The organism is Streptomyces sp. NPDC087300 (genome assembly GCF_044744425.1).
GTDB lineage: Bacteria > Actinomycetota > Actinomycetes > Streptomycetales > Streptomycetaceae > Streptomyces.
This window is the reverse complement of record NZ_JBIUYI010000011.1, coordinates 91,426-114,231: the sequence shown is the minus strand read 5'-3', so window position 1 is coordinate 114,231 and position 22,806 is coordinate 91,426. Positions and strand designations below refer to the sequence as shown.

Here is a 22,806-nt window from a genome sequence, read left to right as displayed (position 1 = left end):
GGGGCGGACCCCACTAGCCCTCACTTGCCCCCGCTAGCCCCTGAACGTCGACCGGTACGCACCCGGCGACACCCCGAGCCCCAGCGCGAAGTGCTGCCTCAGCGACGCCCCCGTGCCGAAGCCCGACTCCGTCGCGATGCGGTCGACCGTGTGGTCCGTGGATTCCAGGAGTTCGCGCGCCCTGTCCACCCGCCGCTGCGTCAGCCACTGCATCGGCGTCAGGCCCGTCTCCTCGCGGAAGCGGCGGCTGAACGTGCGCACGCTCATCGACTCGACCGCCGCCAGGTCGGACAGGGTCAGGGGGTCCGCGAGGCGGGTCAGGGCCCAGGCGCGAGCCGCGCCCGTCGACGTCAACCGCGGTTCCGCCAGCGGGCGTTGGATGTACTGGGCCTGGCCGCCCTCCCGGTGCGGCGGTACGACCGTGCGGCGTGCGGCCTCCGCCGCGACCGCCGCGCCGTGGTCGGAGCGGATCAGATGCAGGCACAGGTCGATGCCCGCCGCCTCGCCCGCCGAGGTGAGCACCTCGCCCTCGTCCACGTACAGGACGTCCGCGTCGACCCGCACCGCAGGGAACGTCCGCGCGAAGAGGTCCGCCGACATCCAGTGCGTCGTCGCCCTGCGGCCGTCCAGGAGGCCCGCCGCCGCCAGCACGAACGCGCCCGTGCAGATCGAGGCGATCCGCGTACCGTCCGCGCCGCGCGGCAGCGGGGCCAACGCCGCCGCCAGCGGTGCCGGCAGGCCCGCCGGGCCCAGCGACTCGTCCTCCTCGTGCGAGGCCACCACGATCACCGTGTCCGCCCAGGTCAGCGCCTCGGGGCCGTGCGGCGCGCCCACCGGGAAGTCCGCGTCCGTGCGGATCGTGCCGGGGCCCGTCACCGCGCAGGTGCGCACCTCGTACAGACGCTCCCCCGCGCCGTCGCGCGCGGCTCCGAACAACTGGTGGACCAGGCCGAGTTCCATCGGCAGCACACCGTCCCGTACGAGAACCGCCACCCGGTGTCGTACCGCCGTCTCCGTCTCGGGCACCTCAGGGATCATGGCCGGATTCTTACAGACAGGGGTCTCACGGCCACCCCGCCGCCTAAGACCCCGCCGCCGACAACGGCGTAGCGATGTCCTCCAGCGACCTCCGCTCCGCCTTCACCGCGAACACCGCCGCCACGAGCCCCGCCGCGCACATCAGGCCCGCGCCGATCCGGAAGGCGAGGACCGTGTCGCCGACGACGCCCGACTCGGTCAGGTCGGCGAAGATCAGCGGGCCGCTGATGCCGCCCGCCGCCGTGCCGATCGCATAGAAGAAGGCGATCGCCATGGCGCGGGTCTCCATCGGGAAGATCTCGGAGACCGTCAGATACGCGCTGCTCGCCCCGGCCGACGCGAAGAACAGCACCACGCACCAGCAGGCGGTGAGCGTCGTCGCGTCCAGCGAGCCGCGGCCGAAGAGCCAGGCCGTGCCGAAGAGCAGGACGCCGGAGAGCAGGTACGTCGAGGAGATCATGATCCGGCGGCCGACCGTGTCGAAGAGCTTGCCGAGGAAGAGCGGGCCGAGGAAGTTGCCCGCGGCGATGACGGCGAAGTAGTAGCCCGTGTGCCCGGACGGCACGTCGAAGAACGTGGTCAGGATGGCGCCGAAGCCGAAGGTGATGGCGTTGTAGAGGAACGCCTGGCCGATGAAGAGGGACAAGCCGAGCACCGCGCGCCGCGGGTAGTCGCGGAAGACGGTCTTCGCGATGAGCCCGAAGCCGATGCTCTTGCGCTGGTGGATGGTGATCTCTCGGTCGGGCGGCGGCAGCGGCTCGCCCTTCTCCGCCTCGATCTCCCGCTCCACCTCGGAGACCAGCTCGTCGGCCGCCTCGCCGCGGCCGTGGATGAACTGCCAGCGCGGGCTCTCCGGGACGTGCCGGCGCACCAGCAGGATGACCAGGCCGAGTACGACGCCGAGGGCGAAGGTGAGCCGCCAGCCGATGTCCTTGGGGAAGATGTCCGTGTTGAGCATCAGGACCGAGAGCAGCGAGCCGCCGATCGCGCCGAGCCAGTAGCTGCCGTTGATGATCAGGTCGACGCGGCCGCGGTACTTGGACGGGATCAGCTCGTCGATCGCCGAGTTGATGGCCGCGTACTCGCCGCCGATGCCGAAGCCGGTGAGGAACCGGAAGAGGAAGAACCACCAGGCGTCGAAGGAGAGCGCCGTCATCGCGGTGGCGCCGAGGTACACGGCGAGCGTGACCATGAAGAGCTTCTTGCGGCCGTACTTGTCGGTGAGCCGGCCGAAGAAGAGGGCTCCGGCGCAGGCGCCCGCCACGTACAGGGCGGCCGCGGTGCCGGTGACCTGCGCGGAGCTGACGGCCAGACCGCTGCCGTCCTCGGCGAGCCGGCTCGCGATGTTGCCGACGGTGGTGACTTCCAGGCCGTCCAGGATCCAGACCGTGCCGAGGCCGATGACGATCATCCAGTGCCAGCGGGACCAGGGCAGCCGGTCGAGACGGGCGGGCACGGCGGTGGTGACAGTGCCCTCGCTCGGGGCTTGAGGCGTGGCCGGGGCGTCTGGCATGGGTCCTCCTGGGGGATCCTTCACCGAGTCCCCCGCAGAGGCCGGACTACGCCGCCCCGTGCACCCGCTCAAGCCCCGTGCGCCCCCCTCAAGCCCAGCGCACCCGCTCAAGCCCCGTGCGCCCCCTCAAGCCCAGCGCAGCGTCACGCCCCCAACGCCCGCGACACCGCATAGATCGCGAGCCCCGCCAGCGAGCCGACCACCGTGCCGTTGATCCGGATGAACTGCAGGTCACGGCCGATGTGCGCCTCGATCTTCTTCGAGGTGTGCTCGGCGTCCCAGCCCGCGACGGTGTCCGTGATGAGCGAGGTGATCTCGTCGCGGTACGTCGTGACCACGTAGACCGCCGCGCCCTCGACCCAGCCGTCGACCTTCTGCTGCAACCGGCCGTCCGTCGCCATCCGGGAGCCGAGCGAGAGCAGCGAGGCCCGCACCCGAAGGCGCAGCTCGCTGCGCTCGTCCTCGGCGGCGGCCACGATCATCTGGCGGACCGCCGACCAGGCGGACGCGATCAGGTCCTGCACCTCGCCGCGGCCGAGCACCTCGCGCTTGAGGCGCTCGACGCGCTCGCGGGTGTCCGGGTCGGACTGGAGGTCGCTCGCGAAGTCGGACAGGAAGCGGTCCACGGCGCCGCGCGCGGGGTGCTCGGGCATGTCCCGCATCTCGGTGACGAAGCGGAGCAGTTCCTTGTAGACGCGCTCGCCGACCCGCTTGTCGACGAACCGCGGCGTCCAGCCGGGGGCGCCGCCCTGCACCGCGTCCATCACCGAGTCGCCGTGCTCGACCAGCCAGTCGTGGGCGCGTACGCAGACGAGGTCGACGACCCGCTTGTGGCCGCCGTCCGCGACGACCTTCTCCAGCATCTTGCCGATGCCGGGGGCGATCTCCTGGGCGTCGGCGCGGCGCGTGATGGCCTCGCCGACGACCGCCTGGACGTCGGAGTCCCGCAGCACGGTGAGGGCGCCGCGCAGCGCCGTGGCCAGCTCGGCGGTGACCCGGTCGGCGTGCGCGGGCTCGGCCAGCCAGGCGCCGAGGCGCCCGCCGATGCCGACGGCGTGCAGCCTGCCCCGTACGACGTCGGCGGAGAGGAAGTTCTCGCCGACGAACTCGCCGAGGGACGCGCCCAGTTGGTCCTTCTTGTTCGGGATGATCGCCGTGTGCGGGATGGGCAGGCCCAGCGGGTGTCTGAAGAGCGCGGTGACCGCGAACCAGTCGGCGAGGGCGCCGACCATGCCCGCCTCTGCCGCGGCCGCGACGTATCCGGCCCAGGCACCGGCGCCCGAGTTCTGCGCCCACTTCGCCAGGACGTAGACGACCGCGACGAAGACGAGCAGGCCGGTCGCGGTGATCTTCATGCGGCGCACCCCGCGCCGCTTCTCCTCGTCGGCGGCGCTGTAGGTGAAACCGCCCGGCGTCACCGGCCCCGCGGGCCCGCCGCCCCTTGCGCCATTGGTGGAACCCCCTACTCCGAACGGGGCGCCGCTTGAAGGGCGAACCTCGCGGGCATGCTGCCCCGCGTCCCTCTTGTCGGGTTCGGTCGCTTCCTCCGCGTTCATGCGTTCCACTGGGTCCACCTGGCCGTTCGCCTAGTCCTCATCCGCATTGTCCCCACGTCCTGTGTCGTACGCCCCACATGACCGACTCCTGGAACGGACGACAAGTTCCCGGCGTCTCACTGGGCGGAGGGGGGCAGTGTCGGCCGCCTCACGGCCCATGACGCATCATGGGGTGATCACATCGGAGCCTCGGGGCTCCCCCTGCCCGAGGAGAAAGAGCCCGCATGACCAAGCGACACGGTTATGCCCTTCTCGCCGCGGTCCTCGCGGTAATAGTGGTGATTTCCGGTGCCATATACCTCGGTGTCTCCGGCACCGACGACGGCTCGCAGGACACCATCAGCGCGAGTCCGCGCAGCCCTCGCAACTCCGCCGCCCCCGCCTCGTCCGGCGCCTGGGTCGGCTCCTGGTCGGCCTCCCCCGCGGGGTACGAGCCGGGCACCGAGCGCAAGGGATTCGCGGGCCGCTCGATCCGCAACGTCGTGCACACCAGCGTCGGCGGCAGCAGCGCCCGCATCACCCTTTCGAACCTGTACGGCACCACGCCGCTGAGCATCACGCACGCCTCGATCGCGATCGCGTCGGCCACCAACAACCCGACGGCCGCGCCCGGCACGCTGCGCCGCCTCACCTTCGACGGCAACACCTCGGTGGTCATCCCGCCCGGCGGCCAGGTCCTTAGCGACGCGGCCCGCGTGCGCGTCCCGCACGACGCCGACCTGCTGGTCACGACGTACTCGCCGACCCCGTCGGGCCCGGTCACCTACCACCCGCACGCGCGCCAGATCAGCTACGTCGCCGACGGCGACCGCACCGAGGACGAGCGCGGCGAGGCGTACACCGAGCAGAGCCCGTACTGGCGCTACCTGGCCGCGGTGGACGTACTGAGCAACGAGTCGGACGGCACCGTCGTCGTCTTCGGCGACTCCATCACCGACGGCATCTCCTCCACGATGGGCGCCAACCGGCGCTGGACCGACGTCCTCGCCGACCGCATGCGCGACGAGGCGGGCGCGCCCCGCTACGGCGTGGTGAACCAGGGCATCAGCGGCAACCGCATCCTCTCCGACGGGCAGGGACGGCCCGCGGTCAACCCGAGCGGCCTGTCCCGCTTCGACCGTGACGTCCTGACCCGCAGCGGCGTCAAGGCCGTCGTCATCGCCCTCGGCGTCAACGACATCCTGCGCAACCCGCACCAGAACAACCCGGACCGCATCGTCGAGGGCCTGCGCGAGCTGACCCGCCAGGCGCACACGCGCGGGCTGCGGGTCGTCGGCGCGACGCTGATGCCGTTCGGCGGCCACCGCGGCTACGAGCCCGCCCTGGAGACCGTGCGGCAGTCCGTGAACCAGCAGATCCGCTCCGGCCAGGTCTTCGACGACTACGTCGACTTCGACAAGGCGCTGCGCGACGGCTACGACCCGCGCAAGCTGCGGACGCAGTACGACTCCGGGGACCATCTGCACCCCAGCGACGCGGGCTATCGCCGGATGGCGGAGACGTTCAACCTCTCTCACCTGAAGGGGTCCGCCGCCGCGGAGCTCTGAGGCCTTCGTCCGGCTGCGGGCGCGTGGGGGCTGGTCGCGCAGTTCCCCGCGCCCCTTACGGGGCCCTCAGCCCCGGTCCCCCCGCTCCAGCCGCCGCTCCTCGCGCGCGTCCAGGCGCGCCTGGCGCCGCTCCTCCTTCATCCGCAGCTTCTCCATCCGGCGGATCTTGCGGTCCACGCCGACGCCGCCCATCAGGGCGAAGCCCTTGACGACCACGCGGGGCGAACCGGGAGTGCCCTCGCCGGTCGCCTTGTCGTCGAAGCCGCCCATGATGCCGAAGCCCTTGACCACGACGGTCATGTCCGGCGGCACGATGACCTGCATGCCGCCCATGATCGTGAAGCAGCGGATCTCGACCTCGGGCTCGGTGAACCGCGCCTCGCGCAGGTCGATCTCGCCGCCGCCCCACATCGCGAACGCGTTGAACTGCCGGCCGACGGTCCAGCTGCCCTTGCGGCTGAATCCGCTCCAGAAGGCGAAGCCTCCCGAGGACGAGGCCTCGCCGCGCACCATTCGCTCGGACCAGTCGATGACGGCCGGATCGTCGCTCACCGGGCGCTTCACCATGGACACCTTGGCCGCGTGGTGGGCGGGCAGGTCACGGGTGATGGGCGCCAACTCGCCGTACGTACGCGCCTTGTAGGTGGCGTCCAGGCGCTCCTCGAACTCCGTCATGTCGAGTCGGCCCTCGGCCATCGCGTCCCGGAGTTGCTCGGCGACCCGCTCGCGGTCGGCGTCGGAGGCCCTCAGGTCGGGGAGTTCGTCACTCATACGTGCACTTTACGAGGTCGCCTTCTCCGCGTACATCTTGGCGATGACCGCTTCGATGTCCGGCTCCCGCACCGAGAGGTCGACCATCGGGTACTCGGCGGCGATCCGCGCCACCAGCGGGGCGGCCGACGCCGCGGCGGGGAAGGCGAGCCACTGCCGGGGGCCCGCCACCTTCACCACCCGCGCCGACTCGATCTCGATGGGCGGCAGTTCGCGCTCCAGGTCCACCACGAGGGTGCGCTCGGACTCGCCCACCTCGTGCAGCCCGGAGAGCGCGCCGTCGTACATGAGGCGGCCGTGGTCGATGACCATCACGCGCTCGCAGAGCTGCTCGATGTCGGTGAGGTCGTGCGTGGTGAGCAACACCGTGGTGCCCGCCTGGGCGTTGAGGTCCCGCAGGAACCCCCGGACCTTCGCCTTGCTGATCACGTCGAGGCCGATGGTCGGCTCGTCCAGGTAGAGCACCTCGGGGTCGTGCAGGAGCGCCGCCGCGATGTCGCCGCGCATCCGCTGCCCCAGCGAGAGCTGGCGCACCGGCACGTCCAACAGCTCGCCCAGTTCGAGGAGTTCGACGCACCGGTCGAGGTTGTCGGCGAACCGCTTGTCCGGGATCCGGTACATGCGGTGCATCAGCCGGTAGGAGTCGATCAGCGGCAGGTCCCACCAGAGCGTGGTGCGCTGCCCGAAGACCACGCCGATGCGCCGGGCGAGGCGCGTGCGCTCGCGCGAGGGATCGATCCCCGCGACCCGCAGCCGCCCGCCGCTGGGCGTCAGGATGCCCGTGAGCATCTTGATCGTCGTCGACTTGCCCGCGCCGTTGGGCCCGATGTAGCCGACCATCTCGCCGCGCGGCACGGTGAAGGAGATCCCGTCCACCGCCCGCACCTGATGCTTCTCACGGCGCAGGAAGCCCGTCTTCTTGCGTACGTCGAAGACCTTCTCGACGCCGTCGAGCTCGATGAAGGCACTCTCCACTGCGGTTCAGCTCCCTGTGCTGCGGTACGAACGGAGGCCGGCGCGCCAGGCGAGACCGGCCAGGGTGAGACAGCAGGCGGCGACCAGCGGCGGCGTGAACGCCACCCACTGCGGCAGGTCGAGGGGGTAGGGCCGCCCCAGGACGTACAGCGCGGGCAGCCAGTTCACGAAGGCGAGCGGCAGCACGAACGTGACGCCGCGCACCAGCTCCTTGCTGAACAGCGTCGGCGGGTACTGGAGCAGCGTGTTCCCGCCGTACGTGAAGGCGCTCTGCACCTCGGCCGCGTCCTGCGCCACGAACTGGAAGGCGGCGCCCGCCACCCACACGGACGCGTAGATCCCCGCGCCGCAGAGCAGCATCAGCGGGATCATCGCGGCCTTCAGGAGCGTCCAGTCGATGTCCAGGACCACCAGCGCGTACGCCAGGACGACGGCGCCCTGGAGGACGCGGCCGATCCGGTGCAGTCCGAAGCGGTCGGCGGCGACCTGCGCGAGGACCGGCGCGGGCCGCACCAGGAGCGTGTCGAGCGTGCCGTCGCGCACCCGCCTGCCGAGCCGGTCCATCGAGCCGAGGGCGAGGTCCGTGAGCCCGAAGGCGGTGCCGGACGCGCCGTAGAGGAAGGCGATCTCCGCGAGCGAGTAGCCGCCGAGGCGGTCCACCTGGGAGAACATCAGCAGGATCGCGGCGAAGTCGAACGCGGTCACCGCGAAGTTGCCGAAGGCGGTCAGCGCGAAGGACACCCGGTAGGCCAGCAGGGAGCGGATCCACATGCCGGAAATCAGCCGGTAGGTTCGCCACCCTTCGCGCACCTGTGCCAGTTCAGCCACCCTGGACCACCACCCGTCGGGTCGCCGCGTTCTGGAGCAGCCGCCCCGCCGTGAGCAGCACCGCGGCCCAGCCGATCTGGAACGCGTACATCCGGACGAGGCCCGTGCCGGACCGGGTGCCGAGGAAGACGTCGACGGGCACCTGGAGCAGCGCCGACCAGGGCAGCGCGCGGGCGACCTCGCCGAGCGCGCCGGGGAAGACGTTCAGCGGCAGGAGCATGCCGGAGAAGAAGACCCCGGCCAGTGAGGCCAGTTGGGTGGTGCCCGCGCCGTCCATCAGCCAGAACGCGGAGAGCGCCACCAGGAAGCGGATCGCGAAGCTGACCACCACGCCGAGCAGGACCGCGACCAGGAACGCCACCCAGCGCAGCGCGTCCGAGGGGAACGCCAGGTCGAAGACGAACGCCCCGACCACCAGGGGCACGACGCCGCGCCCGAGCAGCTGGAAGCCGGCGCGCCCGATGTCGGCCGCCAGCCACCAGCTCTGCAGGTCGGCGGGCCGGTACAGGTCGACGGCGATGTCCCCGGTGCGGATCCGCTCGATCAGCTCGTTCTCGAAACCGCCGCCCATCAGGGCCATCACCGTGAGCAGCCCCTGGCCGAGCCACACGAAGGTGAGGGCCTGCGACTGGTCGTACCCGCCGAGCCCCGGCCGCTCGTCCCAGAGGGCGATGTAGGTGTAGGCGAGGATGATGCCGAAGACGGTGTTGGTGAACACTCCCGCCGCGGTCGCCACCCGGTAGGTCGAGTACCGCCGGAACCCTCCCCTGGCGACGGCCGCGTACAAACGGAACCGTCCTGCGCGCACGAGCATCCCTTTCAGCGTGAGCCTCGCCCCGAACCGGGCCAAAGCGCTGGAGCCTAGTGCGATCGGGGTCGCTCGTGCCAGGCATTTTCGGCCCGGGGGCGCGTGCCTGGTCGGGAACGGGTGTCACGACGGTGTGCAATGGGGGTTTACGAGGCGTACTGGACGTACGACGCTAACCGGGAGTTCCGCGAGACATGAGCGACGAGCCGCAGCAGCAGGGTTCCGCAGGGCACCAGGGCTGGGCGCCCCGGGAGCCCGGGGACACGCCCGCTGACGCCCCGAAGGGCACCCAGGAGGGCGCTCCTGAGGGTGGTGCTCCCGCGGGTTCTCCGGCCGGGGCGACACCGGGCGGCGCCGACGGCAAGGGCGGCAAGGGCAAGAAGCCCAAGCGTCCCAAGCGCAAGGGCTGGCGGCGGATCTTCCCGACCTGGCGCATGGTCCTCGGCGGATTCATCCTGGTCATCCTGCTCGGCGTGGGCGCGTTCATGACGGGCTACTTCCTCGTCGACATCCCGCCGGCGAACGCCGCGGCGACCAAGCAGAGCAACGTCTACCTGTACGCCGACGGCACCGAACTCGCCCGCGACGGCAAGGTCAACCGCGAGAAGGTGCCGCTCAAGCAGATCCCCCTGCACGTCCAGCGCGCCGTGCTCGCCGCCGAGGACCGCGACTTCTACAGCGAGTCCGCGGTCGACCCGAAGGCGATGATCCGCGCGGCCTGGAACACCGTCACCGGCAAGGGCAAGCAGTCCGGCTCCACGATCACCCAGCAGTACGTGAAGAACTACTACCTGGGCCAGGAGCAGACCGTCACCCGGAAGGTGAAGGAGTTCTTCATCTCGATCAAGCTCGACCGCGAGGTGAGCAAGGACGACATCCTGGAGGGCTACCTCAACACCAGCTACTTCGGCCGCAACGCGTACGGCATCCAGGCGGCCGCCCAGGCGTACTACGGCAAGGACGTCCAGAAGCTGAGCGTCGCCCAGGGCGCGTACCTCGCCACGCTCCTCAACTCCCCCAACGCCTACGACGTCGCCACCCACCCGGAGAACAAGCCGCGCGCGGCGGGCCGCTGGAACTACGTCCTGGACGGCATGGTCAAGGAGGGCTGGCTCGCCAAGTCCGACCGGAAGGGCATCGAGTTCCCCGTGCCCGACGAGGCCAAGGGCACCTCGGGCCTGTCCGGGCAGCGCGGCTACATCGTCAAGGCCGTCGAGGAGTATCTGACGGCCAACAAGATCATCGACGAGGAGACCCTCGCCAAGGGCGGCTACCGCATCACCACCACCCTCCAGAAGGACCACCAGGAGTCCTTCAAGAAGGCCGTCGAGGACCAGGTGATGTCCAAGGTCGACAAGAAGGCGCGCAAGGCCGACCGCAACGTCCGCGCGGGCGGCGCCTCCATCGACCCGGCCACCGGCAAGGTCGTCGCGATGTACGGCGGCATCGACTACACCAAGCAGTACGTCAACAACGCGACGCGCCGCGACTACCAGGTCGGCTCCACCTTCAAGCCCTTCGTGTTCACCTCGGCGGTCGAGAACGGCTCGGTCACCCAGGACGGCCGCACCATCACCCCGAACACCATCTACGACGGCACCAACAAGCGCCCCGTACAGGGCTGGAGCGGCGGCACCTACGCCCCCGAGAACGAGGACCAGGTCTCCTACGGCAACGTCACCGTCCGCGCCGCCACCGACAAGTCCGTCAACGCGGTCTACGCGCAGATGGCCGTCGACGTCGGCTCCGACAAGGTCAAGGACACCGCGATCGAGCTCGGCGTCCCCGACACCACCCCCGACCTCACCGCGACCCCCTCCATCGCGCTCGGCCCGGCCACCGCGAGCGTCCTGGACATGACCGAGGCGTACGCGACGCTCGCCAACCACGGCAAGCACGGCACGTACACGATCGTCGAGAAGATCACCAAGAACGGCGACGAGGTCGAACTGCCCGAACAGAAGACCCGGCAGGCCGTCACCCGCGAGGCCGCCGACACCACCACGTCGATCCTGCAGAGCGTCGTCGAGGGCGGCACCGGCACCGCGGCGCAGGGCGCGGGCCGCCCCGCCGCGGGCAAGACGGGCACCGCGGAGAACGACACCGCGGCCTGGTTCGCCGGCTACACCCCGAACCTCGCCACCGTCGTCGCCGTCATGGGCCAGGACCCCGACACCGGCGCCCACACCCCGCTCTACGGCGCGCTCGGCGAGCAGCGCATCAACGGCGGCGCCTACCCGGCCCGCGTCTGGGCCCAGTTCACCAAGGCCGCCCTCAAGGGCAAGCCCGTCAAGGACTTCGACCTGGAACTCGAACAGGGCGCCGACGTCCCCGAGGTCCCCGACCCGACGACGGGCGGCGTCGGGACTCCGGGCACCGGCGGCACCACGGACGGCGGAACCACCGACGGCGGCACGACGGGCGGCCCCACGACGGGCGGCCAGAACACCGGGGGCACCGCCGACGGCGGCCAGGACAACGGCGGCCAGACGGGGGGCCAGACCGGCGGCCAGAACGACGGAGGCGCCACCAACGGCGGCCCCACCGACGGAGGCACCACGGACGGCGGGGCCACCGACGGCGGGCCCACGGACGGGGGCGCCGCCCAGGGCGGCCCGACAGGCGGCGGCACCGACACGGGAGGCAACGGAGACCCCGGCGGCGGGGCGACGGACGGCGGGGCGCTGGGCGGACTGACGGACGGCTGAGGGGCGGGCGGGGCGCCCCTCAAGGGGCGCGGGGAACTGCACGACAAGCCCCCACCGGCCCGCGGCTCCCCGTCCCCGTCCCCGCCCCCGTCCGTCAAGGCCTAGTGGCCAGAGGTCGCCTTGAGGCCGACGACGGCCACGAGCAGCAGGCACACGAAGAAGATCCGCGCCGCCGTGACGGGCTCACCCAGAATCACCATGCCGAGCACCGCCGCACCCGCGGCGCCGATGCCGACCCACACGCCGTACGCCGTACCGATCGGCAGCGTCTTGGCGGCGTGCGACAGCAGCATCATGCTCGCGACGATCCCCGCACCCGTGAACACACTGGGCCACAGCCGGGTGAATCCCTCGGTGTACTTCATCCCGATCGACCAGCCCACCTCGAGCAGACCGGCGATGATCAGCAGAACCCAGGCCATGACGGCACCTCCGACACACGGAACGCGGAACGCGTTGCTTGAAAGGGGGTGCGTCGTCTTTGCGGAAGCCCGGTACGGCGCGTCTCGTCGGGGTCCCCCCAAGGTAGCAAAGAACGCGCAAAAGGGGCTGGTGACCATGGTCACCAGCCCCTCAGACGTACCGCTGCCTAGAGATAGAGCCCCGTCGAGTCCTCGGAGCCCTCGAACCGGTCGGCCGCCACCGCGTGCAGATCGCGCTCGCGCATCAGGACGTACGCCACGCCCCGCACCTCGACCTCGGCCCGGTCCTCCGGGTCGTACAGGACCCGGTCGCCCGGCTCCACCGCGCGCACGTTCTGCCCGACCGCGACCACCTCGGCCCAGGCGAGCCGCCGGCCCACCGCCGCGGTCGCGGGGATCAGGATGCCGCCGCCGGAGCGGCGCTCGCCTTCGCTGGTGTCCTGCCGCACGAGCACACGGTCGTGCAGCATGCGGATCGGCAGCTTGTCGTCGTGGTGGGTCTTCTCGCTCACGCCCCGAAACCTACCTGTCCCCCGCCCGGCCATGGGCCGCCGGGTCCGCCGTTGCCACCCGCCCGGTCAGCCGCTGCGGCGCCGCGAACTCACCACGAGGAGCCCCACGAGGCCCACCGCCACCAGAGCCACCGGGACGATCCGCTCGATGCGGGGCGCGCCGTCCTCCGTGACGAGCTGGCCCTTCACGTCCGAGACGAAGCGGTTCGCCCCCACGTACGCACGGCCCAGCGAGTTGTCCACGCTCGCGACGACCTTCGCCTTCGCGTCGCCGACGATCGTCTTCGGGTGGACGCGCACACCGATCTCGTCGAGGGTCTCGGCCAGCTGGCCGCGCCGGCGCTTGATGTCCGCCTCGATCTGCGCAGGGGTCCTGGCATCCGCATCCGACACCGCGCTGCCTCCGTGGTCGTGTCCGGGAGTCCGTGGAGATGTGCCCACGGTCTGTTGTCCCACAGTCTGTCAGCTTCGCGGTCCTCGCACCCCACGGCACCCCCATTACGCTCATGACGTCACTGCACCCCTTGCGAGGAGACCGAGAGACATGAGCGAGCGACTCACGCCGGGCGACACCGCCCCCGCCTTCACCCTGCCCGACGCCGACGGCAAGGACGTCTCGCTGGCCGACCACAAGGGCCGCAAGGTCATCGTGTACTTCTACCCGGCCGCCCTGACCCCCGGCTGCACCAAGCAGGCCTGCGACTTCACCGACAACCTCGACGTGCTCGCGGCCGCCGGGTACGACGTCATCGGCGTGTCCCCCGACAAGCCGGAGAAGCTCGCGAAGTTCCGCGAGCAGGAGAACCTCAAGGTCACGCTGGTCGGCGACCCCTCCAAGGCGACCCTTGAGGCGTACGGCGCCTTCGGCGAGAAGAAGCTCTACGGCAAGACGGTGACGGGCGTCATCCGCTCCACCGTCGTCGTGGACGAGGAGGGCAAGGTCGAGCACGCCTTCTACAACGTCAAGGCGACCGGACACGTCGCCAAGATCATCCGGGACCTCGGCGTCTGACCGGCGCGCGGCCGCCTTTCACCGTGTGACGAAGCCCCCCTCGCGGGGGGCTTTCGTTTGCGTCGGCCATCTTCGAGCAAGTGATCTCAGGGGGATCTGCCCGAAGAACGAAAGGAACCACTCCATGGCGGCCCACGAAGAGACCGAGGCCGATACCGAGGCGGTCAAGCGCCACCGGGCCCTGTTCCGGGCGGTCAGACGGCGCAAGAACCCGCCGCTGCGGCGCACCGACATCACGGTCACGGACGAAGCCGCGGTCAAGCGGGCGGTCAAAGCGGCCTCGCTCGGCAATGCCATGGAGTGGTTCGACTTCGGCATCTACAGCTACCTGGCCGTCACCATCGGCCACGTCTTCTTCCCGTCCGGGAACGACACGGTCCAGCTGGTCTCGTCCTTCGCCACCTTCGCGGTGTCGTTCCTGGTCCGCCCCATCGGCGGCATGGTCTTCGGACCCATGGGCGACAAGATCGGCCGCAAGAAGGTCCTCGCGCTCACGATGATCATGATGGCGATCGGCACGCTCGCCATCGGCCTGATCCCCTCCTACGCCACGATCGGCTTCTGGGCACCCGTCCTGCTGATCTTCTTCCGCCTGGTCCAGGGCTTCTCCACGGGCGGCGAGTACGGCGGCGCGTCCACCTTCATCGCCGAGTACGCCCCCGACAAGCGGCGCGGCTACTTCGGCAGCTTCCTGGAGATGGGCACCCTCGCCGGCTACACCGGCGCAGCGGGCCTCGTCCTCATCCTCAACTCCGCCCTCGGCTCCGACGCCATGGAGTCCTGGGGCTGGCGCGTGCCGTTCCTCGTGGCGGGCCCGCTCGGCCTCGTCGGCCTCTACCTGCGGCTCAAGCTCGACGAGACCCCGGCCTTCCAGAAGATGGAGGACGCGACCTTCCACGCGGCCTCCGAGGGCGCGTCCACCGTGGAGACCACGGCCAAGGGCGACCTCGCGAAGATCTTCCGCGACCACTGGCCGACGCTGATCCTCTGCATCGCCCTGGTCGGCGCGTACAACGTCACCGACTACATGCTCCTGTCGTACATGCCGACCTACCTCTCCGACGAGCTCGGCTACGACGACTCCCACGGCCTGCTGATCCTCATCGGCACGATGGTGATCCTGATGCTGATCATCACGCAGGTGGGGCGCCTCTCCGACCGCTTCGGCCGCAAGCCGCTCCTGATGACGGGCATGGTCGGCTTCCTGGTCGTCTCGATCCCCGCGTTCCTGCTCATCCAGCAGGGCAGTCTGCTCGCGGTCTCCGGCGGCATGCTGCTGCTGGGCCTCTCCCTGGTCTGCCTCCTCGGCACGATGTCGGCGACGCTCCCCGCGCTCTTCCCCACCTCGGTCCGCTACGGCTCCCTCTCGGTGGGCTACAACCTCTCCGCCTCCCTCTTCGGCGGCACGGCCCCCCTGGTCATCACGTCCCTGATCAGCATCACGGGCACGGACATGATCCCGGCGTACTACTCGATGGCGGCGGCGGTCGTCGGCGTCATCGCGGTGGCCTGCATGAAGGAAACGGCCCAGAAGCCCCTGTCGGGCTCGCCCCCGTCGGTGGAGACGAAGGAGGAGGCGGCGGAGATGGTGGAGGCACAGGCTCCGGCGCCGAGGTTCTGACACTCCCGCTCCGTCGCGGCCCGCCCCACTCCCCAGTGAGGCGGGCCGTCCGCGATCAACCGGAGCCGCCTGCCCGGTACGATGGCAGGCGACTAGCGGCGGTGGCGCAGTGGCGACGCAGCAGACTTAGGATCTGTGGCCCTTGATCGGGCTTGAGGGTTCGAATCCCTTCCGCCGCACAGTAAATGGCCTGCGAATCGAAGGATCGATCGCAGGCCATTGCCGTGCTTGCGTCAGCCCAACAACTCCCGCACCACCGGCACCAGCCCCCTGAACGCCTGCCCCCGATGACTGATCGCGTTCTTCTCGGCCGGGGAGAGCTCCGCGCAGGTGCGGGTCTCGCCGTCCGGCTGGAGGATCGGGTCGTAGCCGAAGCCGCCGGAGCCCGCCGGGGTGTGGCGGAGGGTGCCGGAGAGGCGGCCCTCTACGACGCGTTCCGTGCCGTCGGGGAGGGCGAGTGCCGCCGCGCAGGCGAAGTGGGCGCCGCGGTGGGCGTCCGCGTCGATGTCGCCGAGCTGGGCGAGGAGGAGGTCGAGGTTGGCCTTGTCGTCGCCGTGGCGGCCGGCCCAGCGGGCGGAGAAGATGCCGGGGGCGCCGTTCAGGACGTCGACGCAGAGGCCCGAGTCGTCGGCGACCGCGGGCAGGCCGGTGGCCTGGGCGAGGGCGTGGGCCTTGAGCAGGGCGTTCTCGGCGAAGGTGATGCCGGTTTCCCGGACGTCGGGGATCTCGGGGTAGGCGTCCGCGCCGACGAGGTCGTGGGTGAGGCCTGCGTCGGCGAGGATCGCCCTGAGTTCCGTGATCTTGCCGGCGTTGCGGGTGGCGAGGATGAGGCGGGTCATGTCCCCAGTATCCCGGGAGCGGACCCCGCCCGTTACGGCGTGCAGACCTTGGTGAGTTCGCCCGCCGCGTCCGTGACCGGCGAGACGTCGGGCGTCGCGTCGCCCTTCCTGATGGAGTCGCGGACGTTGTCGACGGCCTTGTCGAGGTCGTCGACCGCCTTGTTGACGTCGGTGTTGTCGGTCTTGTCGCCGATCTTGTCGAGGTTCTTGCCGATGTCGTCGAGTGCCTTGTCCGCCTCGGCCGGGTTGTCCCCGGCGTTCTCCACGGCTTGCTGGAGGTCGGTGACGCTGTCGGCGATCGTGTCGGCGGTCTGGACGCAGTCCAGGGCCTTCGACACGGCGTCGCAGCCGACGAGGCCGATGCCGCCGGGCACGGCGATCAGGACGGTGGCGACAGCGGTGACGATACGGCGGTGGCGCGCGGCCATGGTTCGGTCCCCTCCCCAGGGTGGTGCCGGGCGCGCGGCATTGCCCGCGCGTCCGTACTCATAACAACGCCCGGCGAGGGGCGGTTGGTTGCTTCCGTGGCCGACGTCGCCGCCGTGGCCCTCAGAGCGTGGCGTCGAGGGCCGCGCGCTGGAGGGCGGCGAGTTCGTCGCAGCCGCCGACGGCGAGGTCGAGCAGTGCGCCCAGCTCCTTGCGGTCGAAGGGCTCGGCCTCGGCGGTGCCCTGGACCTCGACGAAGCGGCCGTCGCCGGTGCAGACGACGTTCATGTCGGTGTCGGCGCGCACGTCCTCCTCGTAGCAGAGGTCGAGGAGGGGGGCGCCGTCGACGATGCCGACGGAGACGGCGCTGACGGTGCCGGTGAGGGGCTTGCGGCCGTGCTTGATCAGCTTCTTGCCCTGGGCCCAGGCGACGGCGTCGGCGAGTGCGACGTAGGCGCCGGTGATGGCGGCGGTGCGGGTGCCGCCGTCGGCCTGGAGGACGTCGCAGTCCAGGACGATGGTGTTCTCGCCGAGCGCCTTGTAGTCGATGACGGCGCGCAGGGAGCGGCCGATGAGGCGGCTGATCTCGTGGGTGCGGCCGCCGATCTTGCCGCGGACGGCCTCGCGGTCGCCGCGGGTGTTGGTGGAGCGCGGCAGCATGGAGTACTCGGCGGTGACCCAGCCTTCGCCGCTGCCCTTGCGCCAGCGCGGGACGCCTTCGGTGACGGATGCGGTGCAGAAGACCTTGGTGTCGCCGAAGGAGACGAGGACGGAGCCCTCGGCGTGCTTGCTCCAGCCGCGCTCGATGGTGATGGGGCGGAGCTGTTCGGAGGTGCGGCCGTCGATGCGGGGCGTAGGAGACATGCGTTGAGCCTAGCCTTTGCGCGGGGCCGGATTCTGCCGCACGTGGGGGCTTCGCCCCAGGCCCCCTGTCGCGCTTCGCGCTCGTCCTCAAACGCCGGACGGGCTGGATCACTCACGCCGAGGGGCCCCGACCTGATGTCAGGTCGGGGCCCCTCGGTGTGAGTTCAGGAACTCACATCATGTCTTCGATGTCCGCGGCGATCGGGTCGGCGTCGGTGCCGATGACGACCTGGACGGCGGTGCCCATCTTCACGACGCCGTGGGCGCCGGCGGCCTTGAGGGCGGCGTCGTCGACCAGTGCCGGGTCCTTGACCTCGGTGCGGAGGCGGGTGATGCAGCCCTCGACCTCTTCGATGTTGTCGATGCCGCCGAGCCCGGCAACGATCTTCTCAGCCTTGCTGGCCATGGTGTTTCTCCCTGGTTCTTAAAGGATGCGGCCTCGACGCACCGCAGGTCCGCTTTGTCACGGTAACGCACGGTTGGACCATCTTCGCGGGCGGTTACGGCAGTCGTGCCCAATGATGACGATCAAGGTGCCGTCCCTCATCGGGCGGCTCCCACCCGTTCCGCAACTGGTCTACACCAGTTTTCAACGACCGCCAAACCTGGCTTGTTCCGGGAGGGAACGCCGATGAGTTCCGATGCCGCAGCGGTGCCACAGAAGAAGTGGTGGAACGGCCTTTTCCAGGGCCTCCAGAAGATGGGCCGCAGCCTTCAGCTGCCCATCGCGGTGCTGCCCGCCGCCGGTATCCTCAACCGGCTCGGCCAGCCCGACGTGTTCGGCGACGACGGTCTGGGCTGGACGAACGTCGCGAAGGTCTTCGCGGCGGCGGGCGGTTCGCTGCTCGACTCCTCGCTCGGCCTGCCGCTGCTGTTCTGCATCGGCGTCGCGATCGGCATGGCGAAGAAGGCGGACGGCTCCACGGCGCTCGCCGCGGTCGCCGGCTTCCTCGTGTACTACGCGGTCCTGCGCGCCTTCCCCGACGACTGCCCGGCCGGCGCCGACTTCGCGGGCGCGGGCATGTGGAGCGGCCTGTGCGTGAACGAGGACGGCACGTCCGCGCAGGCCGGGTACCAGAATCCAGGCGTGTTCGGCGGCATCGTGATGGGTCTGCTCGCCGCCTGGTTCTGGCAGCGCTACCACCGCGTGAAGCTGGTGGACTGGCTCGGCTTCTTCAACGGCCGCAGGCTCGTACCGATCATCATGGCCTTCATCGGCCTGGTCTTCGCCGGGGTCTGCGTGTGGATCTGGCCGCCCATCGGTGACGCGCTGACCAGCTTCTCCAAGTGGCTCGTCGACCTCGGCTGGCTGGGCTCGGGCATCTTCGGTGTCGCCAACCGCGCGCTGCTCACGATCGGCCTGCACCAGTTCCTCAATACGTTCGTGTGGTTCCAGTTCGGCGACTTCACCAAGCCGGACGGGACGGTCGTGCACGGTGACATCAACCGGTTCCTCGCGGGCGACCCGACGGCGGGCCAGTTCACCTCGGGCTTCTTCCCGATCATGATGTTCGCGCTGCCCGCCGCGGCCCTGGCGATCACGCACTGCGCCCGGCCCGAGCGCCGCAAGGTGGTCGGCGGCATGATGCTCTCGGTCGGCCTGACGTCGTTCGTCACGGGCATCACCGAGCCCATCGAGTACTCGTTCCTCTTCATCGCGCCGCTCCTGTACGCGATCCACGCGGTGCTCACCGGTGTCTCGATGGCGGTGACGTGGGCGCTGGGCGTGAAGGACGGCTTCAGCTTCTCCGCGGGGCTGATCGACTACGTCATCAACTGGAGCCTGGCGACCAAGCCATGGATGATCATTCCGATCGGCCTGTGCTTCGCCGCGGTGTACTACGCGCTATTCCGCTTCGTCATCGTCAAGTTCAATCTGGCGACTCCGGGACGTGAACCGGAGGAGGAGGCAGAGGCCTTGGACAGGGAGCAGACCAAGGCGTAAATCATCGGTACGGGGAGGCTCCCCGCACCCTCCACAAGGCCCTCGGACCTCAGGTCCGGGGGTCTTTGGTCTGCCATATACGGATATGGCTCAGCCCACAGGAATCGCGGGTTCCTTACGTCACCTTCACCGTGCTACAACAGGTCTACACCACTAATTGGTGTAGACCACGCGGCCTTCTCGCCGCGTCCCCCGGAGACGCCGCCGTCCCCCACTTCCTTGTCCCAGGCGGCGCCTTGCCCACTGGAGGAAGTTGTGTCCACGGCCAGTGCCGCCCCCGCGGCCGCCAAGAAGAAGGGCTCCGGCGTGATGCCGGTCCTGCAGCGCATCGGCCGCAGCCTCATGCTGCCGGTCGCCGTGATGCCGGCCGCCGCGCTCCTGGTGCGGCTCGGCGCCGACGACATGCTGGGCCGGGAATCGTTCCCGACCTGGATCACCAAGATCGCCAGCTACATGTCGGCCGGCGGCGGCGCGATCATCGACAACATCGCGCTGCTGTTCTGCGTCGGCATCGCGATCGGCTTCGCCAAGAAGTCCGACGGCTCCACCGGCCTCGCGGCCGTCGCGGGCTACCTGGTCTTCCAGAAGGTGCTCGCCACCTTCACCGACAGCAACCTGCCGAAGGTGCAGGCCGTCGTCGACGGGAAGATCGTCGAGAACGCCGCCCCCGTCAACGCCGGTGTGCTCGGCGGCGTGGTGATGGGCATCGTCGTCGCCCTGCTCTACCAGAAGTTCTACCGGACCAAGCTCCCCGACTGGGCGGGCTTCTTCGGCGGCCGCCGTCTGGTCCCGATCCTGTCGTCCTTCGCGGGCCTGATCCTCGGCATCGTCTTCGGTCTGATCTGGCCGGTCCTCGGCGCCGGTCTGCACAACTTCGGTGAGTGGCTGGTCGGTTCGGGCGCCGTGGGCGCGGGCATCTTCGGTGTCGCCAACCGTTCGCTGATCCCGATCGGCATGCACCACCTCCTGAACTCCTTCCCCTGGTGGCAGGCGGGCGACTACAACGGCAAGCACGGCGACATCCCGCGCTTCCTGGAGGGCGACCCGACCGCGGGCCAGTTCATGACCGGCTTCTTCCCGATCATGATGTTCGCGCTCCCCGCGGCCTGCCTCGCGATCACGCACTGCGCCCGTCCCGAGCGCCGCAAGGTCGTCGGCGGCATGATGTTCTCGCTCGCGCTCACCGCGTTCGTCACGGGCATCACCGAGCCCATCGAGTTCACGTTCATGTTCATCGCGCCGGTCCTGTACGCGATCCACGCGGTGCTCACCGGTGTCTCGATGGCCCTGACCTGGGCGCTCGGCATGAAGGACGGCTTCGGCTTCTCGGCCGGATTCATCGACTACGCGCTGAACTTCGGCGCGGCCACCAAGCCGATCGGCCTCGCCATCGTCGGCCTCTGCTTCGCGGCGCTCTACTACGTGGTCTTCCGCTTCGCGATCACCAAGTGGAACCTGCCGACGCCGGGCCGCGAGTCCGACGAGGAGCTCGCCGAGCTCCAGAAGGCCGAGGCGAAGTAGTCTCCGCACGCATCTGGTGACGTAAGCCCCTCGCCGCAGGTACCAACGGCGAGGGGCTTCGTCATGTTCTGCGGCATACGGTCGAGGCATGACCGATATGACAACCACCCGCATCCTCGACCTCGACCGCGAACGCCTCGCCGCCCTGCGCGGGCGCGAGCTCACCGCCTCCGTCGCCGCCGCGGAGGGCCGCACGATGGTCGCCGAGGTCTTCGCCGACCGGGCCGCCCTGATCCCGATGCCGGGCCAGCCCGGTGTGCACAACGCCGAGCTGGTGGCGTCCTTCGGCGCCGACATCGTCGTCCTGAACCTCATCGAGCGCGCCTGGGACGGCGAGCGCCTGGACCTGCCGGGCCTCGGCACCTTCACCTCGATCGCCGACCTCGCCGCGTTCATCGGCCGGCCCGTCGGCATCAACCTGGAGCCCGGCGACGTCCCCGAGATCCGCCGCGCCAAGCCCGAGTACGCCAAGCGGCTGATCGACATGGGTGCGGCGATGCTCTGCCTGACGGCGAACCCGGGCACGGGAGGGTCCTACGAGGGGCTCGCGCGCGTCACCGAGGAACTGCGGGCCGGGCTCGGCGACGACGTGGCGCTGTGGAGCGGCAAGATGCACCACGCGGGGCACCCGGAGCGGGTCACCGTGGACCGGCTGACCTCGCTGGTGGACGCGGGCGCCGACGGCGTCGTCATGCCCCTGCCCGGCACGCTGCCCGGCGTCACCAAGGAGCTGGCCGCGCAGGCGGTGGCCGCGGTGCAGGACGCGGGCGCGGTGGTGATGGGCGCGATCGGCACCAGCCAGGAGGGCAGCCACGCCAACGTGGTGCCCCAACTCGCCCTGACCGCCAAGGAAGTGGGCATCGACGCCCATCACTTCGGCGATTCGTTCCTGCCGGGGATGTGCGACCCGGAGGTCATGTACGACTACTCGGTGGCGATCCGCGGCCGCCGCCACACCTGGAACAGGATGGCGCTCGGCGGCCGCGGGTACCGGCGTACGGCCGGGGCCTAGATCTCGTAGCTGGCGCCGGGGGCCGCGAGGGCGGTGGGTCCGCCGTAGGCCGCGCGCGCGTCGGCGAGGTTGACCTGCGGGTCCGTCCACGGCGGGATGTGGGTGAGCAGCAGCTTGCCCACGCCCGCGCGGGCCGCGGACTCGCCCGCCTCGCGGCCGTTGAGGTGCAGGTCGGGGATGTTCTCCTTGCCGTGCGTGAACGCCGCCTCGCAGAGGAACAGGTCGGTTCCCGCGGCGAGTTCGTCCAGTACGTCGCAGGTGCCGGTGTCCCCGGAGTAGGTGAGGGAGCGGCCCTCGTGCTCGACGCGGATCGCGTACGCCTCCACGGGGTGGCGGACCTTCTCGGTGCGCACCGTGAACGGGCCGATGTCGAACGAGGCCGGCTTGACCGTGTGGAAGTCGAAGACCTCGCTCATCGAGGACGCCGAGGGCGTGTCCGCGTACGCGGTGGTCAGGCGCTGCTCGGTGCCCTCGGGCCCGTAGACGGGGATGGGGGCGCAGCGGCCGCCCTCGTGCCGGTAGTAGCGCGCCACGAAGTACGCGCACATGTCGATGCAGTGATCGGCGTGCAGATGGCTGAGGAAGATCGCGTCGAGGTCGTAGAGACCGATGTGGCGTTGCAGCTCGCCGAGGGCGCCGTTGCCCATGTCGAGCAGCAACCGGAAGCCGTCGGCCTCGACGAGGTAGCTCGAGCAGGCCGATTCCGCGGACGGAAACGACCCCGAGCAGCCGACGACGGTGAGCTTCATGAAGCTGGAACCTCCGCGCTGGCAGGAGAGCTGGGGGGTGTGCGGTCCGTCGAGCGTAAGGCGCAAAAGCCCTGGTCGCTCCTCCGTCGCGGGCCGTTGTGGGGGAACTCACCTGCGGTGTCACCGGTTCGGGGGGCTT

General features: G+C 70.2%; 22 protein-coding genes, 1 tRNA gene and 1 riboswitch. Of the genes, 8 read left to right on the top strand and 15 right to left on the bottom strand.

The annotated features are described in order from the left end of the window. Positions 1-33 precede the first annotated feature (33 nt). The 3 genes from ACIO9J_RS36415 to ACIO9J_RS36405 all read right to left on the bottom strand — a co-directional run bounded on the left by ACIO9J_RS36415 (position 34) and on the right by ACIO9J_RS36405 (position 4,107). The gene (locus ACIO9J_RS36415) at positions 34-1,038 is read right to left on the bottom strand and encodes a GlxA family transcriptional regulator (protein ID WP_402009048.1); all 1,005 of its coding nucleotides are present in this window, start codon (positions 1,036-1,038) and stop codon (positions 34-36) included. A 43-nt stretch (positions 1,039-1,081) separates the two neighbouring features. Then, the gene (locus tag ACIO9J_RS36410; protein WP_402009045.1) at positions 1,082-2,551 is read right to left on the bottom strand and encodes an MFS transporter; all 1,470 of its coding nucleotides are present in this window, start codon (positions 2,549-2,551) and stop codon (positions 1,082-1,084) included. A 143-nt stretch (positions 2,552-2,694) separates the two neighbouring features. Beyond that, the gene (locus tag ACIO9J_RS36405; protein WP_402009042.1) at positions 2,695-4,107 is read right to left on the bottom strand and encodes a DUF445 domain-containing protein; all 1,413 of its coding nucleotides are present in this window, start codon (positions 4,105-4,107) and stop codon (positions 2,695-2,697) included. Positions 4,108-4,331: 224 nt separating this feature from the next. Between ACIO9J_RS36405 and ACIO9J_RS36400 the strand changes: the two genes are divergently transcribed. Next, positions 4,332-5,654 carry an SGNH/GDSL hydrolase family protein gene (locus ACIO9J_RS36400; protein ID WP_402009039.1) on the top strand — a complete coding sequence of 441 codons (1,323 nt, stop codon included), beginning with the start codon at positions 4,332-4,334 and terminating at the stop codon, positions 5,652-5,654. A gap of 66 nt (positions 5,655-5,720) precedes the next feature. Here the strand turns inward: ACIO9J_RS36400 and ACIO9J_RS36395 are convergent, their stop codons facing one another. From ACIO9J_RS36395 to ACIO9J_RS36380, 4 genes are read right to left on the bottom strand one after another with little or no spacing between them, the layout of a single operon-like run. Then, a complete protein-coding gene (locus tag ACIO9J_RS36395; protein WP_402009036.1) occupies positions 5,721-6,425 on the bottom strand; it encodes a DUF1707 domain-containing protein in 705 nt (234 codons plus the stop codon). Between the two features lie 9 nt (positions 6,426-6,434). Next, positions 6,435-7,400: an ATP-binding cassette domain-containing protein gene (locus tag ACIO9J_RS36390; protein WP_402009033.1), complete on the bottom strand. Its 966-nt coding sequence runs from the start codon at positions 7,398-7,400 to the stop codon at positions 6,435-6,437. Between the two features lie 6 nt (positions 7,401-7,406). Next, positions 7,407-8,171 carry an ABC transporter permease gene (locus ACIO9J_RS36385; protein WP_402009373.1) on the bottom strand — a complete coding sequence of 255 codons (765 nt, stop codon included), beginning with the start codon at positions 8,169-8,171 and terminating at the stop codon, positions 7,407-7,409. Between the two features lie 49 nt (positions 8,172-8,220). Further along, positions 8,221-9,042, bottom strand: coding sequence for an ABC transporter permease (locus ACIO9J_RS36380; RefSeq protein ID WP_402009030.1), 822 nt, complete (start codon positions 9,040-9,042; stop codon positions 8,221-8,223). A 188-nt stretch (positions 9,043-9,230) separates the two neighbouring features. Between ACIO9J_RS36380 and ACIO9J_RS36375 the strand changes: the two genes are divergently transcribed. Continuing rightward, positions 9,231-11,744, top strand: a complete 2,514-nt coding sequence (locus tag ACIO9J_RS36375; RefSeq protein WP_402009028.1) for a transglycosylase domain-containing protein — start codon at positions 9,231-9,233, stop codon at positions 11,742-11,744. Between the two features lie 101 nt (positions 11,745-11,845). Here the strand turns inward: ACIO9J_RS36375 and ACIO9J_RS36370 are convergent, their stop codons facing one another. The 3 genes from ACIO9J_RS36370 to ACIO9J_RS36360 all read right to left on the bottom strand — a co-directional run bounded on the left by ACIO9J_RS36370 (position 11,846) and on the right by ACIO9J_RS36360 (position 13,071). Continuing rightward, positions 11,846-12,166: a multidrug efflux SMR transporter gene (locus ACIO9J_RS36370; protein ID WP_098242774.1), complete on the bottom strand. Its 321-nt coding sequence runs from the start codon at positions 12,164-12,166 to the stop codon at positions 11,846-11,848. A gap of 47 nt (positions 12,167-12,213) precedes the next feature. Next, a riboswitch (guanidine-III (ykkC-III) riboswitch) is annotated at positions 12,214-12,275 on the bottom strand. A 58-nt stretch (positions 12,276-12,333) separates the two neighbouring features. Beyond that, a complete protein-coding gene (locus ACIO9J_RS36365) occupies positions 12,334-12,678 on the bottom strand; it encodes a co-chaperone GroES (RefSeq protein WP_199843091.1) in 345 nt (114 codons plus the stop codon). Positions 12,679-12,744: 66 nt separating this feature from the next. After that, on the bottom strand, positions 12,745-13,071 hold the full coding sequence (locus tag ACIO9J_RS36360) for a DUF3618 domain-containing protein (RefSeq protein WP_402009024.1): 327 nt from the start codon (positions 13,069-13,071) through the stop codon (positions 12,745-12,747). Between the two features lie 151 nt (positions 13,072-13,222). Between ACIO9J_RS36360 and bcp the strand changes: the two genes are divergently transcribed. The 3 genes from bcp (at position 13,223) to ACIO9J_RS36345 (ending at position 15,490) form a co-directional block, all read left to right on the top strand. After that, positions 13,223-13,690: a thioredoxin-dependent thiol peroxidase gene (bcp, locus tag ACIO9J_RS36355; protein WP_402009021.1), complete on the top strand. Its 468-nt coding sequence runs from the start codon at positions 13,223-13,225 to the stop codon at positions 13,688-13,690. Between the two features lie 124 nt (positions 13,691-13,814). Next, the gene (gene proP / locus ACIO9J_RS36350) at positions 13,815-15,311 is read left to right on the top strand and encodes a glycine betaine/L-proline transporter ProP (protein ID WP_402009018.1); all 1,497 of its coding nucleotides are present in this window, start codon (positions 13,815-13,817) and stop codon (positions 15,309-15,311) included. 95 nt (positions 15,312-15,406) lie between these two features. Next, positions 15,407-15,490, top strand: a tRNA-Leu gene (locus ACIO9J_RS36345). Positions 15,491-15,544: 54 nt separating this feature from the next. On the opposite strand, the gene rdgB is transcribed toward ACIO9J_RS36345, so the two are convergent. From rdgB to ACIO9J_RS36325, 4 genes are all read right to left on the bottom strand, one after another. Further along, positions 15,545-16,150, bottom strand: coding sequence for an RdgB/HAM1 family non-canonical purine NTP pyrophosphatase (gene rdgB, locus ACIO9J_RS36340; protein WP_402009016.1), 606 nt, complete (start codon positions 16,148-16,150; stop codon positions 15,545-15,547). A gap of 32 nt (positions 16,151-16,182) precedes the next feature. Next, on the bottom strand, positions 16,183-16,578 hold the full coding sequence (locus tag ACIO9J_RS36335; RefSeq protein WP_402009013.1) for a hypothetical protein: 396 nt from the start codon (positions 16,576-16,578) through the stop codon (positions 16,183-16,185). 121 nt (positions 16,579-16,699) lie between these two features. Continuing rightward, a complete protein-coding gene (rph, locus tag ACIO9J_RS36330; protein ID WP_402009010.1) occupies positions 16,700-17,440 on the bottom strand; it encodes a ribonuclease PH in 741 nt (246 codons plus the stop codon). A gap of 172 nt (positions 17,441-17,612) precedes the next feature. Then, entirely contained in the window at positions 17,613-17,846 is a 234-nt protein-coding gene (locus ACIO9J_RS36325) for a glucose PTS transporter subunit EIIB (protein WP_055553187.1), read from the bottom strand. Between the two features lie 225 nt (positions 17,847-18,071). Between ACIO9J_RS36325 and ACIO9J_RS36320 the strand changes: the two genes are divergently transcribed. The 3 genes from ACIO9J_RS36320 to ACIO9J_RS36310 all read left to right on the top strand — a co-directional run bounded on the left by ACIO9J_RS36320 (position 18,072) and on the right by ACIO9J_RS36310 (position 21,918). Beyond that, a complete protein-coding gene (locus tag ACIO9J_RS36320) occupies positions 18,072-19,385 on the top strand; it encodes a PTS transporter subunit EIIC (protein WP_402009007.1) in 1,314 nt (437 codons plus the stop codon). A gap of 255 nt (positions 19,386-19,640) precedes the next feature. After that, complete coding sequence (locus tag ACIO9J_RS36315) at positions 19,641-20,906, top strand: PTS transporter subunit EIIC (RefSeq protein WP_402009004.1); 1,266 nt, start codon at positions 19,641-19,643, stop codon at positions 20,904-20,906. A gap of 88 nt (positions 20,907-20,994) precedes the next feature. Then, a complete protein-coding gene (locus ACIO9J_RS36310) occupies positions 20,995-21,918 on the top strand; it encodes a hypothetical protein (protein WP_402009001.1) in 924 nt (307 codons plus the stop codon). On the opposite strand, the gene ACIO9J_RS36305 is transcribed toward ACIO9J_RS36310, so the two are convergent. Beyond that, positions 21,915-22,667 (bottom strand): MBL fold metallo-hydrolase, encoded by a 753-nt coding sequence (locus ACIO9J_RS36305; RefSeq protein WP_402008998.1) that lies wholly within the window; start codon positions 22,665-22,667, stop codon positions 21,915-21,917. The two genes, ACIO9J_RS36310 and ACIO9J_RS36305, sit on opposite strands and share 4 nt — an antisense overlap. Between the last annotated feature and the right edge of the window lie 139 nt (positions 22,668-22,806).

What these genes read in the sequence shown, in the direction of transcription:
- ACIO9J_RS36395 (WP_402009036.1), bottom strand. Translation starts at nt 6,425, where the DNA reads ATGAGTGACGAACTCCCCGACCTGAGGGCCTCCGACGCCGACCGCGAG.
- ACIO9J_RS36320 (WP_402009007.1), top strand. Translation starts at nt 18,072, where the DNA reads ATGAGTTCCGATGCCGCAGCGGTGCCACAGAAGAAGTGGTGGAACGGC.
- rph (WP_402009010.1), bottom strand. Translation starts at nt 17,440, where the DNA reads ATGTCTCCTACGCCCCGCATCGACGGCCGCACCTCCGAACAGCTCCGC.
- rdgB (WP_402009016.1), bottom strand. Translation starts at nt 16,150, where the DNA reads ATGACCCGCCTCATCCTCGCCACCCGCAACGCCGGCAAGATCACGGAA.
- ACIO9J_RS36370 (WP_098242774.1), bottom strand. Translation starts at nt 12,166, where the DNA reads ATGGCCTGGGTTCTGCTGATCATCGCCGGTCTGCTCGAGGTGGGCTGG.
- ACIO9J_RS36405 (WP_402009042.1), bottom strand. Translation starts at nt 4,107, where the DNA reads ATGAACGCGGAGGAAGCGACCGAACCCGACAAGAGGGACGCGGGGCAG.
- proP (WP_402009018.1), top strand. Translation starts at nt 13,815, where the DNA reads ATGGCGGCCCACGAAGAGACCGAGGCCGATACCGAGGCGGTCAAGCGC.
- ACIO9J_RS36305 (WP_402008998.1), bottom strand. Translation starts at nt 22,667, where the DNA reads ATGAAGCTCACCGTCGTCGGCTGCTCGGGGTCGTTTCCGTCCGCGGAA.
- ACIO9J_RS36310 (WP_402009001.1), top strand. Translation starts at nt 20,995, where the DNA reads ATGACCGATATGACAACCACCCGCATCCTCGACCTCGACCGCGAACGC.
- ACIO9J_RS36410 (WP_402009045.1), bottom strand. Translation starts at nt 2,551, where the DNA reads ATGCCAGACGCCCCGGCCACGCCTCAAGCCCCGAGCGAGGGCACTGTC.
- ACIO9J_RS36335 (WP_402009013.1), bottom strand. Translation starts at nt 16,578, where the DNA reads ATGGCCGCGCGCCACCGCCGTATCGTCACCGCTGTCGCCACCGTCCTG.
- ACIO9J_RS36375 (WP_402009028.1), top strand. Translation starts at nt 9,231, where the DNA reads ATGAGCGACGAGCCGCAGCAGCAGGGTTCCGCAGGGCACCAGGGCTGG.
- ACIO9J_RS36415 (WP_402009048.1), bottom strand. Translation starts at nt 1,038, where the DNA reads ATGATCCCTGAGGTGCCCGAGACGGAGACGGCGGTACGACACCGGGTG.
- ACIO9J_RS36380 (WP_402009030.1), bottom strand. Translation starts at nt 9,042, where the DNA reads ATGCTCGTGCGCGCAGGACGGTTCCGTTTGTACGCGGCCGTCGCCAGG.
- ACIO9J_RS36400 (WP_402009039.1), top strand. Translation starts at nt 4,332, where the DNA reads ATGACCAAGCGACACGGTTATGCCCTTCTCGCCGCGGTCCTCGCGGTA.
- ACIO9J_RS36325 (WP_055553187.1), bottom strand. Translation starts at nt 17,846, where the DNA reads ATGGCCAGCAAGGCTGAGAAGATCGTTGCCGGGCTCGGCGGCATCGAC.
- bcp (WP_402009021.1), top strand. Translation starts at nt 13,223, where the DNA reads ATGAGCGAGCGACTCACGCCGGGCGACACCGCCCCCGCCTTCACCCTG.
- ACIO9J_RS36385 (WP_402009373.1), bottom strand. Translation starts at nt 8,171, where the DNA reads ATGTGGATCCGCTCCCTGCTGGCCTACCGGGTGTCCTTCGCGCTGACC.